12 protein-coding genes are annotated in these 13,790 nt (G+C 39.7%); 2 read left to right on the top strand and 10 right to left on the bottom strand.

Annotated elements, in window-relative coordinates:
• Window positions 1-106 precede the first annotated feature (106 nt).
• From Q4575_RS14295 to Q4575_RS14275, 5 genes are read right to left on the bottom strand one after another with little or no spacing between them, the layout of a single operon-like run.
• Window positions 107-892, bottom strand: coding sequence for a VacJ family lipoprotein (locus Q4575_RS14295; RefSeq protein ID WP_303523293.1), 786 nt, complete (start codon window positions 890-892; stop codon window positions 107-109).
• Window positions 889-2,133, bottom strand: coding sequence for a c-type cytochrome biogenesis protein CcmI (gene ccmI, locus Q4575_RS14290; RefSeq protein ID WP_272182438.1), 1,245 nt, complete (start codon window positions 2,131-2,133; stop codon window positions 889-891). The genes Q4575_RS14295 and ccmI overlap by 4 nt, the downstream gene beginning before the upstream one ends.
• Entirely contained in the window at window positions 2,130-2,630 is a 501-nt protein-coding gene (locus Q4575_RS14285; protein WP_272182437.1) for a cytochrome c-type biogenesis protein, read from the bottom strand. Before Q4575_RS14285 ends, ccmI begins: the two co-directional genes overlap by 4 nt.
• A complete protein-coding gene (locus tag Q4575_RS14280) occupies window positions 2,627-3,199 on the bottom strand; it encodes a DsbE family thiol:disulfide interchange protein (protein ID WP_303523292.1) in 573 nt (190 codons plus the stop codon). The genes Q4575_RS14285 and Q4575_RS14280 overlap by 4 nt, the downstream gene beginning before the upstream one ends.
• Entirely contained in the window at window positions 3,199-5,160 is a 1,962-nt protein-coding gene (locus Q4575_RS14275) for a heme lyase CcmF/NrfE family subunit (RefSeq protein WP_215964829.1), read from the bottom strand. The genes Q4575_RS14280 and Q4575_RS14275 overlap by 1 nt, the downstream gene beginning before the upstream one ends.
• Window positions 5,161-5,405: 245 nt before the next feature.
• On the opposite strand from Q4575_RS14275, the gene Q4575_RS14270 reads away from it, so the two are divergent.
• Together Q4575_RS14270 and Q4575_RS14265 are read left to right on the top strand one after the other, a co-directional pair.
• Entirely contained in the window at window positions 5,406-6,314 is a 909-nt protein-coding gene (locus tag Q4575_RS14270; RefSeq protein WP_303523291.1) for a hypothetical protein, read from the top strand.
• Window positions 6,311-6,592 (top strand): EscU/YscU/HrcU family type III secretion system export apparatus switch protein, encoded by a 282-nt coding sequence (locus Q4575_RS14265; protein ID WP_215964827.1) that lies wholly within the window; start codon window positions 6,311-6,313, stop codon window positions 6,590-6,592. Before Q4575_RS14270 ends, Q4575_RS14265 begins: the two co-directional genes overlap by 4 nt.
• A gap of 94 nt (window positions 6,593-6,686) precedes the next feature.
• On the opposite strand, the gene Q4575_RS14260 is transcribed toward Q4575_RS14265, so the two are convergent.
• The 5 genes from Q4575_RS14260 to clpP all read right to left on the bottom strand — a co-directional run bounded on the left by Q4575_RS14260 (window position 6,687) and on the right by clpP (window position 13,717).
• Window positions 6,687-8,537, bottom strand: a complete 1,851-nt coding sequence (locus tag Q4575_RS14260; RefSeq protein WP_215964826.1) for a SurA N-terminal domain-containing protein — start codon at window positions 8,535-8,537, stop codon at window positions 6,687-6,689.
• Window positions 8,538-8,775: 238 nt separating this feature from the next.
• Window positions 8,776-9,048: an HU family DNA-binding protein gene (locus Q4575_RS14255; RefSeq protein ID WP_215964825.1), complete on the bottom strand. Its 273-nt coding sequence runs from the start codon at window positions 9,046-9,048 to the stop codon at window positions 8,776-8,778.
• Window positions 9,049-9,256: 208 nt separating this feature from the next.
• The gene (lon, locus tag Q4575_RS14250) at window positions 9,257-11,608 is read right to left on the bottom strand and encodes an endopeptidase La (protein WP_215964824.1); all 2,352 of its coding nucleotides are present in this window, start codon (window positions 11,606-11,608) and stop codon (window positions 9,257-9,259) included.
• Between the two features lie 112 nt (window positions 11,609-11,720).
• A complete protein-coding gene (gene clpX / locus Q4575_RS14245) occupies window positions 11,721-12,989 on the bottom strand; it encodes an ATP-dependent protease ATP-binding subunit ClpX (RefSeq protein WP_215964823.1) in 1,269 nt (422 codons plus the stop codon).
• A gap of 86 nt (window positions 12,990-13,075) precedes the next feature.
• Window positions 13,076-13,717, bottom strand: a complete 642-nt coding sequence (clpP, locus tag Q4575_RS14240) for an ATP-dependent Clp endopeptidase proteolytic subunit ClpP (RefSeq protein WP_215964822.1) — start codon at window positions 13,715-13,717, stop codon at window positions 13,076-13,078.
• Between the last annotated feature and the right edge of the window lie 73 nt (window positions 13,718-13,790).

The following is a 13,790-nucleotide window of genomic DNA, read 5'->3' as shown; positions in this document are numbered from 1 at the left end:
TTACCTATAATTAATACTAAAAAGGCCAAATTCAAGAATATTGAATTTGGCCTTTTTATTTACCTGGAACCGATTTTATAACTCAGTTTCAGCACTATTTATTTTATTAATCTATCTCGTCTAAAAACGCTTCATCAAACTCTTCAGGTTCTTCAAGCGGCGGGTTGCCGTCGTGAAGTTTGAAATTCTGATTTTGGTAATAAACTTCTTTGACAAAAATGTAAGAGTCTACAGAATTCTCAATCATACCCTCTTGCGCGATTAAATCAGCGCGAGTGTAAACGGCTTTAATACCCGTTTTTAACAAGGCTGCTGGCCAATCAAGTAAATACAGTGGAAAGATTTGACCATCAATAAAATCCCCCGTACCGTCTCGAATAGTTGTAGGACCGTAACCTGGGATCATAACGTAAGGTCCGTTACCAACACCATAAATACCCATAGTCTGCCCTGCATCTTCTTTGTGGCGTTCTATTCCCATATAGTCAGCAACGTCAATCAGGCCAAAAATTCCCACCGTAGAGTTAATAAGGAAACGACCTACTGCTTTACCGCTATGTTTTACTTTACCTTGCAGTAAGCTATTTACCGCATAACCTGGCTCTTCAAGGTTCGTCACAAAATTACGGACACCTGTTTGAGCTGGTCTTGGTAAATATTCTGAATAACCAACGGCCAAAGGTCTTAATACGTATTTGTCTAAAACATTCCAGTTAAAATCCCATAATGAACGGTTCATCGACTCAAACGGGTCACGTTCATCAACAATAGGGGCTATCACTTGTTCCGTGTTGGTCGCATCCACAGGTTGTGGCTCTGGCGTTTTGGCACAGGCAGACAACAACAATACGAAAGTGATTAAAACGACTTGTTTAATCCAAGTTGACTTCATTTTGTTTCCTTATTAATAACTATCGTAATAGGTTCATTTGCTGAGGGCTTAATATCAAGTAACTCTCCTTGCCACTCCCCTGCGGTCAAACCAGCCGCTTCGTCAATCGACAAACGAGCTGTAATATTAACTGAACTCTGATCCGATAACTTCACATCTGGTAACATGATATCCGAATCAGATAAATTAACTGTCAACGGGAAATTGCTTATTGGTAATTTTTTCACGGCGACAGGAACCGGACTTGACGCTGACTTGGCGAATAAAAATAAATAACGAAATTGTGTTCCAGACGCCGTAACGCGGTCATCTAGTTGCACTGTAATTGTTAATCCATTTTGTATATCGTTAGTTTGCGTATCAGGTGTTTGAGTGCCTGTGCTTTGATTAATAAATTCAATTCGTTGACGTAAAGCGACAGTGCGCTCGTCATCAGCATTAAGCTGAGACAATGCCAATTCAAATGCTTCTTTCGCATTATCAAAACGTTTTAATAGTAGGTTACTTTCACCAAAAATGATCAAAGCCATCATATTATCTGGTTGTAAATATAATGCTTCGCGCAATATGTTTACTGCTTTACCCAGTTCAAAGTCCTCTCCTTTTAAATAAAGAGCCTGTGCGTAATTGACGATATTGGTTACGCTTTTAGGATCTCTATCGTAGGATTTTTTGAATGCATCTATCGCCGAATTAATATCGTTTAAAGCCAATAAAGTACGACCTAACAACATCCACCCAATCGCTTCGTCTTTTACCGCTAATTTTGTTCTTAATCCCAGAGCGAAACTTTGCAATTCTTGAACGGTCGGTGCTTGGTTTTGATTTTGAATTATTTTTTGAGTTAAATCAGGTAACTCATCAATTGAATCCTGCCAATTAGACAACTTTGTATAATTGCCATAAAACAAATAAAACCCAGAGATAAATACAACAAACAGAACCGATATTAATATTTTTGAACTGAAACCAAATTCATTAATTATCGTGGGTTGTACCTTATTCTCTTTGGTCAGTTCGAATTTAGTGGTCAGTTTTAATTCGGTAACTGCAAACTCGTATTGTTGCTGAGTAAAACGGCCTTGTTCTAGTTCGTCTGTTAATTCTGCAAGACGTTGTTCAAACCACTGCGCCGAAGCATTACGTTTATGGCCAAATTGGCTGAATCGAAATAGCGGTACACATATAAACACTAACGCGACAATGCACATCCCGATAAAACTAAAAAATAGACTGCTCACGGATTGTTCCTCGTCGTTTCTGCGTTTTGTAGGTCACTAACTTCATCTAACAAATTATCAAGTTCTGAATTTAATCCCGCGGTGTCGGTGGCATTATCAACTTGCATTGACAGTCGACTGCGTCGCCACAATAAAATGATACACATAAGGATGAAACCTACTGGGATAGCCCACAACATAATTGTAGCGATATTAACTGGTGGGCGATAATGAGCAAATTGTCCGTAGCGATTAATCATATAGTCAACAACTTGTTGTTTGCTTTTGCCTTCTTGTAATAACAATAAAGCTTTTGCCCGCATATCTTTTGCAACAATGGCATTTGAGTCTGCAATATTCTGGTTTTGGCATTTAGGACACCGCAACTCTTTTATAAGTTCCCGGTATTCGGCTTCTTGCTTAGGATTGTCAAACGTCACCATTTCGTCAAAGCCATAAGATTTAACGCTAACCAGTGAAGCTAGGATCACGATTAATATTGAAATTGATTTCATCATTGCATTTCATTCCAAATTGGTGCCAATTTATCGCGCCAAACTCGCTCATTAACATCTCCCATATGGTGGGCTTTGATTACCCCATTTGAATCCATCAGAAAGGTTTCAGGAGCGCCCGTGACACCCAAATCTAAAGACAATGTGCGGTCGAGATCCAATATATGAAATTGATAAGGGTCACCAAGTTGAGCTAGCAATTGTTTAACTTCAACTTGGATCTGAGGAATATTTGCAAATTGACCAAACTCAGGCGCGTGATTTTGATCGTAATAAATACCGACAACCTTAACGCCATATTCCGTTTTAATTTTTGTCAAAAAAGGCAGTTCATATTTACAAGTAATGCACCAGGTACCCCAAACATTAAGGAGCACTTTTTCACCTCTTAGTGTTTGTAATGAGTGAACTTTTTCTTCATTCATTAAATCGGGTAATTGAAATTCAGGGAACGACTTACCAACCACTGCGGAGTCGCGTTGACGAGGATCGCTAAATAAGCCTTTTAATAAAAAGCCAACTAAGATCACAAAAATAATCAAGGGGAGAAACAAGCTTAATTTATACTTCATTACACAATCTCCGCGGCGGCAGAACTACGCACTCGAACAGACGACTTTTGCTGGCGGTACCGCTTGTCAGCGACTATCAATGCTCCTGCAAATGCGACAACAATACCACCAAACCAAAACCATCTGACATAAGGCTTAAGATGCAAACGTAAAGCCCATCCTTTATCAGGAAGCTGCTCGCCTAGTGAAATATAAATGTCGCGGAAAAATGTCGCGTCTATCGCTGCTTCTGTCATAGTATTGCGTTGCACAGGATAAAAACGCTTTTCAGCCAACAAAGTGGATACTTCTTGTCCTTGTTGTGTGATATCAATTTGCGCCGCCCATCCATCATAATTTGGACCTTTAACATCTTGTAGTTTTACAAATTTAAAGTCAAAACCAGAAAACGATTCGCTGCCACCCACAAACATTTTCACATCCCGTTCTGTAGAATATTGACTCGTTAAGCCAACTCCTGCAATAACAAAGGCCAAACCGACATGCCCTAAGACCATAGCAAAATGACTTAAAGGCAACTTGGTTAAGCGAACTTTTTGAGTCGTCTTTACCAGCTCAACGGCGGTGAAAAGTATGATCCACCAGAATAAACTTGTCGATAACCAAGCAAGCCCTTTAACCTCACCAAATTCGACAACTAACCAAAGGTAAGACAGAGCGACCGACGCCAAACAAATAATCAACGGAGTAGCCACAAATTTATTCGGTTTGTCTTGTTTCCATCGAATGTGTGGCGCAATACCGATTAATAATGCAAATGGCACAATGAGATAAGTAAACATCTGATTAAAGAAAGGTTCGCCTATTGAAATGGTACCAAGACCAATTTCTTTATGCACAAGAGGTAGCAAGGTACCTAATAAAACAATGATGGTCGCAGCAACTAAAAAGACATTGTTAAGCCAAAGGCTAGATTCACGAGAAAAAATAGAAAACTTGCCAACACTTTTAATTAATCCTGCTTTTAAGCTATACAACAACAAACTGCCGCCAATCACAATCGCCAGCAAAACAAGAATAAACACACCACGTGCAGGGTCCGTTGCGAAAGCATGAACCGAAACAATGACGCCAGAACGAACTAAAAATGTGCCCAATAGACTTAACGAAAACGATGCAATGGCTAAAAATACAGTCCAACTTTTAAAGGCATTTCGTTTTTCGGCAACAGCTAATGAGTGCAACAAAGCCGTTGCAACAAGCCAAGGCATTAAAGAAGCGTTTTCTACTGGGTCCCAGAACCACCAACCGCCCCAGCCGAGCTCAGAATAAGCCCACCAAGAACCAATGGTGATGCCGAGTGTTAAAAAGCCCCAGGCAACAGCAGTCCATGGACGTGACCATTTAGCCCACGTAGAGTCAAGATCGCCACTTAACAAAGCCGCAATTGCAAAAGAGAAACAAATACTCATTCCAACATAACCCATGTACAACAAAGGTGGGTGTATGATCATACCAATATCTTGTAATAGCGGATTTAAGTCAGCGCCATCAACCGGAAAAAACGGTAATGTACGGTCAAACGGATTAGAAACCGTAATGATATAAGCGTAAAACCCAACACAAATCCAGCCAATCACCATCAATACACGCGTACGCATTGTCGTAGGTAACGATTTAGACCACACGGCCACTGCGCAGGCCCAGCCAGACTGCATTAACAACCACAACAGGAACGAACCTTCGTGACTGCCAAAAGACGCGGCAAACTTATACTGAACCGGCAATGCAGAGTTGGAGTTTTGAGCGACATTTAATACCGTAAAGTCGTCGGTAACAAACGCGAAAACAAGGCATAAAAATGCAAACAAGGTGAAAACAAAAAGGCCAACCGCTAAATTAGGGGCTGTTTGCATTAACCCCATATTTGACTTACGAAGACCGATAAACGGCAGTATGGATAACAGTAAACTAAATCCGAATGCGATATAAAGCGCAAAATTACCTAACTCTGGGATCATATTAATACTTTCTACTAGTTAACTTTGTAAACTTTATAAACAGCTTTTTGCCGTCTATTATGAGTCTGGTCGTTACGACCAGTGGTATTTTAATTTTTCGTAGTCTTCGATAAATGCCTGAAGATCCGAAATAAAACGCGGCATTGTAACATAATGAATTTGCCGCTACCTAGATATTCAGGCAAACTGATCACTAAATTTGCCACTTTTTGGTACTTTAAGAACACGCTCATAAGGTATTTATTGTGTCGCATATTCCAAGTTCTTCACAATTAGGACAAGTTACCCAAAACCGTGCTGCTGATGTATCTATTGCATTAGTATCGTCACCTATACGGGCTGTCGCTAAAGTAGATCAACATCTGCTCCTCACGGTCCAGAATATGCCTCAATTGACAAACATCGATATCTCGCCAAAACGGGTTTCCATTAACCAACGTCAACTATTGGATTCTCAAACCGTATTATTAATGCAAGCGACGACTCGATTAGAAGTTTATCTATCCTCCTCTCTTCGACCAGCGAACTTAACTCTCAATCCGGCAATGACGGTGCTGATGACGCAGTACCTCAGTAGACAACAAAATGATAAAAATGTTTCAGTGCCAAAGGAAATAAATAAACTTTTATCGCAATTAACGGGGGTTAGCTCATCTAAACTTGATCATCGGCTTACTCAACTGGAACTGAGAAATAACCAACTAACCGCCTTGCTATTCATGGATGACCCGATAACGGAAATAAGCGCCAGTAAAAGACAAATTGGACAAACGAACCAAGACAGTAGTTCGTCACTTCTAAATTTAATTATTTTGTTAGACGAAAAAGCCAAATCACTTATTTCAATAAAACAGCAATCGAGTTCAAATAACGATCAGAAGATAGAACAACAATTACTTTCATTCGACTTTCAAATCACCTTAGAAAATATTGGAATTGCGCGTTGTAATGTCCGTTTACGTAATCAAGATTTGCAATTCACCAATACGTGTTCGTCTGCGGTCATGCTTGAGCGTGTGAACAGCTGTTGGCCGCTTTTACAAAATAGATTTACCGCATTAGGATTTGAATGCCAAGCTAACTTCGCAGTCGACAGTGCGTTAATTCAACCGTCGCCGGCTAAATCTACTGGTTTAATAGATATTAAGATATGAAAAATCATCATCATAAAAATACCGAAGCACTGTCTTTAGTTTACGATGGTTTTAGTGCACCTGAAATCGTCAGTAAAGGTTACAACGAACTCGCTGATCAAATTATTGAACACGCACGTGCTCATAATATATTGATACATAAAGATGAGGTATTGTTTAAACGGTTAGAAACAATGGCGGTAGGTGACAAAATCCCTCCAAATATGTACGTCGTCATCGCTGAACTTATCGCCTTTAGTTATTTACTTAAGGGTAAATTTCCAGATTCCTGGCAATAATTTGAATCGAAATCGTCTGTAGTTGACGATAAATTTTTGACATAAAAAAACCTCGAATAAATCGAGGTTTTTTGTTTTTTATACCAAAGCGGTATTAACGTTCAATTTCTGCACTTAGTCTAGCCGACTCAATAAATGCTTTGTTTGTCGCTTGAGATAAAATGCCGGCAACTTGTTCACCTGCATTTTTATCGCCATTAACATTGACATCTACGGCTTTTAAAACAACAACAGCTGCGCTGCCATTGGCCATATCAACCCAGTCTGAGCTCGTAGCGTCAGTTGCTGGTTTAGGCATTGTAAACACATGCTCTTTAACCGCTCTATCAACAGCAGTATTGTTACGATCTACACGAGTAAACGTTTCCGCAGCCAATGATGTGTCCGTTGTATAGTCAAACCCTTCAGAGATTTTAGCTAATAGCGCTTTAGCTTGCTCCTGAGCAAGTTCTGACGCTTTTTGTTTAGTTAATGCGCTTGTCACTAACCCTTTAACTTCTTCTAACGTCTGTGGGCGTGAGGCTTCATGCTCTAGGGCACGAACAACGATTGACTTGGTATCACTCAATTCAATCAGGTCACTATTTAGACCTTCAGAAATAAAGTCGACATCAAAGACTTTGTTCACTAATAGAGGATTGCTTAAGTCACCCGTTAATTGATAACGACTCGCCAATTTTTGAGTGCTTAATTCTAAACCAGCTTCTTTAGCCGCGTCAGTTAGATCATCCGGCACTTCAAAGGCCACTTCTGTCACTTTAGTTTGTGCTTCAATATACAATTCAGCAACTTTAGATTGACGTGCTTCTTCAGCAATAGTTTCTTTTACTTCAGCAAATGGCTTAACAACTTCAGGTGTTAACTCTGTTAACGTAATGAAATGCTGACCGCCGTCTGTTTCTACTAATGGTGAAACTTCACCAACTGTAGATAATGACGTTACTGCTGAGTCAAATGCGTCACCAAATACGCCAGATTCGAAATATTCTAAGTCACCACCGTTTTCAGCACTGAATGAATCTTCAGATAAAGACTTAGCTACGTCAGCGAAATTTTCGCCCGCATCTAGCTTAGCTTGAATTTCAGCAACCTTAGCTGCATCGCCAGATTCAACTAGAATATGTGAAATACGACGTTTTTCAGCTGTTGTAAACTCAGCAATATTATTTGTGTAATACGTTTTCAACTCTTCTTCTGAGACAACAACTTTACTTGCAAGTTTTTCGCTGTCGATCAAAATATATTCAAAAGAGATTTTTTCCTGCGTCTGGTAGCGAGATGCATTTAATTCAAAATAATTTTTGATGTCTGCTTCTTCAAGCGTAATTGACGCTTCTAATGCTTTTGCATCAAATTTGACTAAGTCAAATGAACGAGTTTGATTAAACAAAGCGGCAAATTGTTGCTTCTCTGACGGTAATACAAATTCAGAGCCCATTACAGAACCTGCAAATTGCGTACGGCTCAATTGTTGACGTAACATTTCACGGAATTGACTAGCTGAATATCCCGCTTGGCGTATTTTTGCCAAGTAAATATCATTGCTAAATTCACCAGCGAGTTGGAAAGCTGGCATTTCGATAATTGCTTTACGAATTTGTTCGTCGCTAACGCGTACGCCAATTTCTTTAGCTTGTTGTTTTTGTAGTTCTTCAACAACTAAGTTATCAATAATTTGTTCGCGGTAAGTTGCAACATAGGCTTCGTCGGCAAATAATTGCTCTACCATTTCACCATATTGTGATTGCAATTGTTGACGACCATTTTGATATGCCTGATCAACTTCAGATTTGGTGATTTCAACACCATTTACTGAAATAACTGTGCTATCCGATGTACTATTTATATAACTACCGATACCACTAATGGCAAAGGTAAAAATAACTAAACCCAATACGGATTTGGCAACGATTCCTTGAGAACCTTCTCTAATTCTTTCTAGCATTTTCACTTCTCTTAGCTGAACTGGAATTCAAATCAAACTAACAATATAGGGTCAATATTGTTGACCTCAATCCCTAGCCTATTATAAAAAAAGCGCATCTTACCAGATGCGCTTTAATGCTTGAACCTTTAATTAGTAGAACAGTGGAAACACGACCTGAATAACAATGTGTGTTCCAGCACAACAGTCAATGTTTATAGAGACTTTAATGCGTTTCCGTTTAATTAAAGAGTTTTAATTAGTTACAAGCGTCTTTTAACGCTTTACCAGCTTTAAACGCTGGAACTTTTGCTGCTGCAATTTCAATTGCTGCGCCAGTTTGCGGGTTGCGTCCAGTTCTTGCAGCTCGATCACGAACTGTAAAAGTACCAAAACCAACAAGAGCGACAGAATCGCCTTCCGCTAATGCGCCAGTTACGGCTTCAATGAATGAATCTAATGCACGACCAGCAGAAGCTTTTGAAATGTCAGCGCCTTCAGCCATTTTTTCGATCAGTTGAGATTTGTTCACAATATCATCCCCTATAATTTTTTAATTTTTTTATTAACAGCTAGGTTTATCACTCAGGCTGTAGTCCATTATGAGTATCATCGGACTGTATATTTAAGGTCTGGAAAATTAGTCTCCTAATCCCCCTAGAGGCAATAAACTAGCACAGTCCGAGGTTTTGAAAAGCCTTTTTTAGTAAAAAATTGCTTTTTTTCACCTTTTTTTGATTTTATGCGCAATTTTCGGTCGAAATTCGTTCTACAGGCTGACTTAATGCCACATTGAGCACCTCATCAATCCATTTAACAGGAATAATCGTAAGGTCTTTTTTCACGTTATCAGGGATCTCTTCGAGGTCTCTTTCATTTTCGTGAGGGATTAGTACCGTTTTAATACCACCGCGATGTGCCGCAAGTAATTTTTCTTTCAGACCACCAATTGCTAGGACTTCGCCCCGCAATGTAATTTCACCAGTCATTGCAACATCAGCTTTCACTGGATTTCCTGTTAAACTAGACACTAACGAAGTTACCATACCAACACCGGCACTTGGGCCATCTTTTGGAGTGGCACCTTCTGGTACGTGAATATGAATATCGCGTTTCTCAGAAAAGTCAGTGTTAATACGAAGCGATTCGGCACGGCTTTTAACTACGGTTAATGCCGCTTGAATCGATTCTTTCATTACATCACCTAACGAGCCCGTATAGACGAGCTTGCCTTTGCCTGGGACTGTGGCACATTCAATAGTTAACAAGTCACCGCCAACCTGAGTCCATGCTAGGCCAGTTACCTGCCCTATTCTGTCGTCGCCTTCAACTTTTCCATAATCGTAACGACGAACACCCAAATAATTATTTAAATTTGCGGCGTTGACAGTCACTGATGTTGTGTCTTTCTGCGTTAATATTTCAGTTACGACCTTGCGGCAAATTTTTGAAATTTCACGTTCTAAACTACGCACGCCAGCTTCACGCGTGTAATAGCGAACAATATCTACAATTGCATCTTCCGTTAAGTCAAATTCACCGTCTTTAAGGCCATTACGCTTTTTCTGCTTACTTAATAAATGTTCCAGCGCAATATTTACTTTTTCGTCTTCGGTATAACCAGCCAAACGAATAACTTCCATACGGTCTAATAATGGGCCTGGTATATCCATGCTGTTTGATGTGGCGACAAACATGATGTCAGACAAATCATAATCAACTTCTAAGTAGTGGTCATTAAACGCTGAGTTTTGCTCTGGGTCTAAAACTTCCAACAATGCAGACGATGGGTCGCCACGCATGTCCGAACTCATTTTATCGATTTCGTCTAATAGAAACAGTGGGTTTTTAACCCCAACTTTCGACATTTTTTGCACAATTTTACCCGGCATAGAGCCGATATACGTTCTTCTATGACCACGTATTTCAGCTTCATCACGCACACCACCTAATGCCATGCGAACATATTTACGTCCAGTCGCTTTAGCAATTGATTGACCAAGAGATGTTTTACCAACACCTGGAGGACCAACTAAACATAAGATTGGCCCTTTTAATTTACTTGTTCGTTGCTGCACCGCGAGATACTCGACAATACGTTCTTTAACTTTATCTAATCCGTAATGGTCAGAATCTAGAATATCCTGCGCTTTATTTAAGTCTTTTTTGACACGTGACTTTGCTTTCCAAGGTACGTTTGTCATCCATTCAATGTATCCACGAACCACAGTGGCTTCCGCAGACATAGCTGACATCATTTTTAATTTCTTAAGTTCTGAGCGTGTTTTAAGCTCAGCCTCTTCTGGCATTTCAGCTTCAACGATTTTTTGTTCTAATGAATCAAACTCGTCAACGCCGTCTTCAGTCTCGCCTAATTCTTTCTGAATGGCTTTCATTTGCTCATTCAAATAATATTCACGCTGACTTTTTTCCATCTGCTTTTTAACTCGGCCGCGGATTTTTTTCTCCACTTGCAACAAGTCTATTTCGCCTTCCATCAATGCCATTAAATATTCAAGACGTTCTCGAACATCTTCAATTTCTAATGCTTTTTGTTTCTCTTCAACTTTTAACGGCATATGGGATGCCATGGTATCGGCTAAGCGGTCTGCATCGTCGATACCTGAAACAGATGTTAAGACTTCAGGCGGGATCTTTTTATTAAGCTTAATATAGCCTTCAAACTGATTAATCGCTGAGCGGATCAATACTTCTTGCTCGCGTTCATCGGCTTCAAACACTTGAATTTGCTTAATGTTCGCTTCGAAATATTCGCCAGTTTCAGTATATTCACTAATTTTCGCGCGATAGTTTCCTTCGACAAGAACTTTAACGGTGCCGTCAGGTAATTTTAGCATCTGCAAAATAGTGGCTACTGTTCCAACGGTAAACAACTCTTCAACAGTTGGGTCATCAGTCGTTGGGTCTTTTTGAGCAACGAGAAAAATCTTTTTGTCTTTTTCCATAGCTTGTTCTAAACAGGCAATGGACTTTTCACGCCCAACAAAAAGTGGAATAACCATATGTGGGTAGACAACAACATCCCTTAAGGCTAAAACGGGGATATTAGAATTTGCGGGATCATGGGTCATATCAATGAATTCTCTGGATTCTGTTAATTACTAAGTATATGGGGCGGAGGAGAAAAAGTTCAATTGCTAAAAACAAAAAAGGAGTCAATTGACTCCTTTTTAATCGTTCCTGCTATTCAGGTACCGCTTTTGATTGTGAATTATCGTAAATAAGAATGGGATCTGAATCCCCGTCTATTACAGAAGCGTCCACAACAACTTTAGAAACATCGTCCATTGAAGGCAATTCATACATTGTATTTAACAATACACCTTCAATAATTGAACGAAGTCCACGCGCACCGGTTTTACGTTGCATTGCTTTTGCCGCAATTGCAGCTAAAGCATCTTCACGGAATTCAAGTTCGACGTCTTCTAATTTAAATAACGCACCATATTGTTTTGTTAGCGCATTCTTAGGTTCGCTTAAAATTTGTACCAAGGCATCTTGGTCTAGCTCACCTAATGTCGCAACAACTGGCAATCGACCAATAAACTCTGGTATCAAACCATATTTTACTAGGTCTTCTGGTTCAACATTTTGGAAATGTTCGGTTAACGTTTTAGCGTCAGCCATCGATTTCACTTCAGCGCCAAAACCAATTGCGGTGCCCGTTTCTGAGCGAGCTTCAATCACTTTATCTAGGCCTGCAAATGCACCACCACAGATAAATAAAATCTTCGAAGTATCAACCTGCAAAAATTCCTGCTGCGGATGCTTTCGACCACCTTGAGGCGGAATAGATGCAACAGTACCTTCAATCAGTTTTAACAACGCTTGTTGAACACCTTCACCCGACACATCACGAGTGATTGACGGATTGTCAGCCTTGCGAGAGATTTTGTCGATTTCGTCAATGTAAACAATACCGCGTTGGGCTTTCTCTACATCGTAATCGCATTTTTGCAAAAGCTTTTGAATTATGTTTTCAACGTCTTCACCAACATAACCGGCTTCGGTTAATGTCGTAGCATCAGCCATTGTAAACGGAACATCCAATAAGCGAGCTAATGTCTCTGCCAATAATGTTTTACCACTACCAGTCGGTCCGATTAGCAAGATATTACTTTTACCTAATTCAACGTCTAATTCGGTTCCGGCATTTTTAAGACGTTTATAGTGATTATAAACGGCTACAGACAATACTTTTTTGGCATGTTGTTGGCCAATAACGTAGTCGTCTAAATGCTTACAGATATCCATCGGAGTCGGTAAAGCTGAGTTATCACGCTTTGGTGATATCTCTTTTATTTCTTCGCGAATAATGTCGTTGCATAAATCAACGCATTCGTCACAAACATAAACAGAAGGGCCCGCAATCAGTTTTCTTACTTCATGCTGGCTCTTGCCGCAAAATGAACAATACAGTAGTTTGCTGTCGTTATCTGTATGCTCTGACATAAAGTCACCTCACTTTGCTAGCTACAAAACACTACTTAAGCGTAGTCAATAAAATTATATTTACCTATATCGGTCAATAGTAAATATTATTTAGTTTCACGGCTAGTTAAAATAGAATCAATTAAACCATAATCAAGGGCTTCTTGAGGGTTTAAGAAGTTATCACGGTCTGTATCTTTACATACCTTTTCAAAAGGTTGACCAGAGTGATCTGCCATTAAACGGTTTAAACGTTCTTTAATGGTTAAAATCTCTTTTGCATGGATTTCAAAATCAGACGCTTGGCCTTGAAAACCACCCAAAGGTTGATGGATCATCACCCGTGAGTTTGGCAAACAATGACGTTTACCTTTTGCGCCACCAGATAGTAAGAACGCGCCCATACTTGCTGCTTGTCCCATACATATCGTTGCGATGTCAGGTTTGATGAAATTCATCGTATCATAGATAGACATACCCGCTGTGACACTACCGCCTGGAGAATTAATATAAAGATAAATATCTTTATCAGGATTTTCAGACTCTAAAAACAATAATTGCGCACAGATTAAATTCGCCATGTGGTCTTCAACTTGACCAGTAAGAAATATAATGCGCTCTTTTAACAAGCGGCTGTAGATATCGTACGAACGTTCGCCTTTGGCTGTTTGTTCAACAACCATAGGAACTAATGCACTTAGTACATCAGCAGGGTTACCGCCAGCCACAGTATTTGTGTGGTTAAACATAGACCTTCCTTAAAAACAAAAATGGCTCGAAATACATTTAGTATATCGAGCCATTTAACCTTGTGTTCAACCC

This window comes from Psychrosphaera sp. 1_MG-2023, from assembly GCF_030548245.1.
In the GTDB taxonomy this organism is placed as follows: domain Bacteria; phylum Pseudomonadota; class Gammaproteobacteria; order Enterobacterales; family Alteromonadaceae; genus Psychrosphaera; species Psychrosphaera algicola.
This window is presented reverse-complemented; position numbering and strand designations above follow the sequence as displayed.

Bases quoted from the DNA above. Each gene is read 5' to 3' on its own strand.
- clpP (WP_215964822.1), bottom strand. From the start codon at position 13,717: ATGTTTAACCACACAAATACTGTGGCTGGCGGTAACCCTGCTGATGTA.
- Q4575_RS14265 (WP_215964827.1), top strand. From the start codon at position 6,311: ATGAAAAATCATCATCATAAAAATACCGAAGCACTGTCTTTAGTTTAC.
- Q4575_RS14260 (WP_215964826.1), bottom strand. From the start codon at position 8,537: ATGCTAGAAAGAATTAGAGAAGGTTCTCAAGGAATCGTTGCCAAATCC.
- Q4575_RS14295 (WP_303523293.1), bottom strand. From the start codon at position 892: ATGAAGTCAACTTGGATTAAACAAGTCGTTTTAATCACTTTCGTATTG.
- lon (WP_215964824.1), bottom strand. From the start codon at position 11,608: ATGACCCATGATCCCGCAAATTCTAATATCCCCGTTTTAGCCTTAAGG.
- clpX (WP_215964823.1), bottom strand. From the start codon at position 12,989: ATGTCAGAGCATACAGATAACGACAGCAAACTACTGTATTGTTCATTT.
- Q4575_RS14280 (WP_303523292.1), bottom strand. From the start codon at position 3,199: ATGAAGTATAAATTAAGCTTGTTTCTCCCCTTGATTATTTTTGTGATC.
- Q4575_RS14285 (WP_272182437.1), bottom strand. From the start codon at position 2,630: ATGATGAAATCAATTTCAATATTAATCGTGATCCTAGCTTCACTGGTT.
- Q4575_RS14275 (WP_215964829.1), bottom strand. From the start codon at position 5,160: ATGATCCCAGAGTTAGGTAATTTTGCGCTTTATATCGCATTCGGATTT.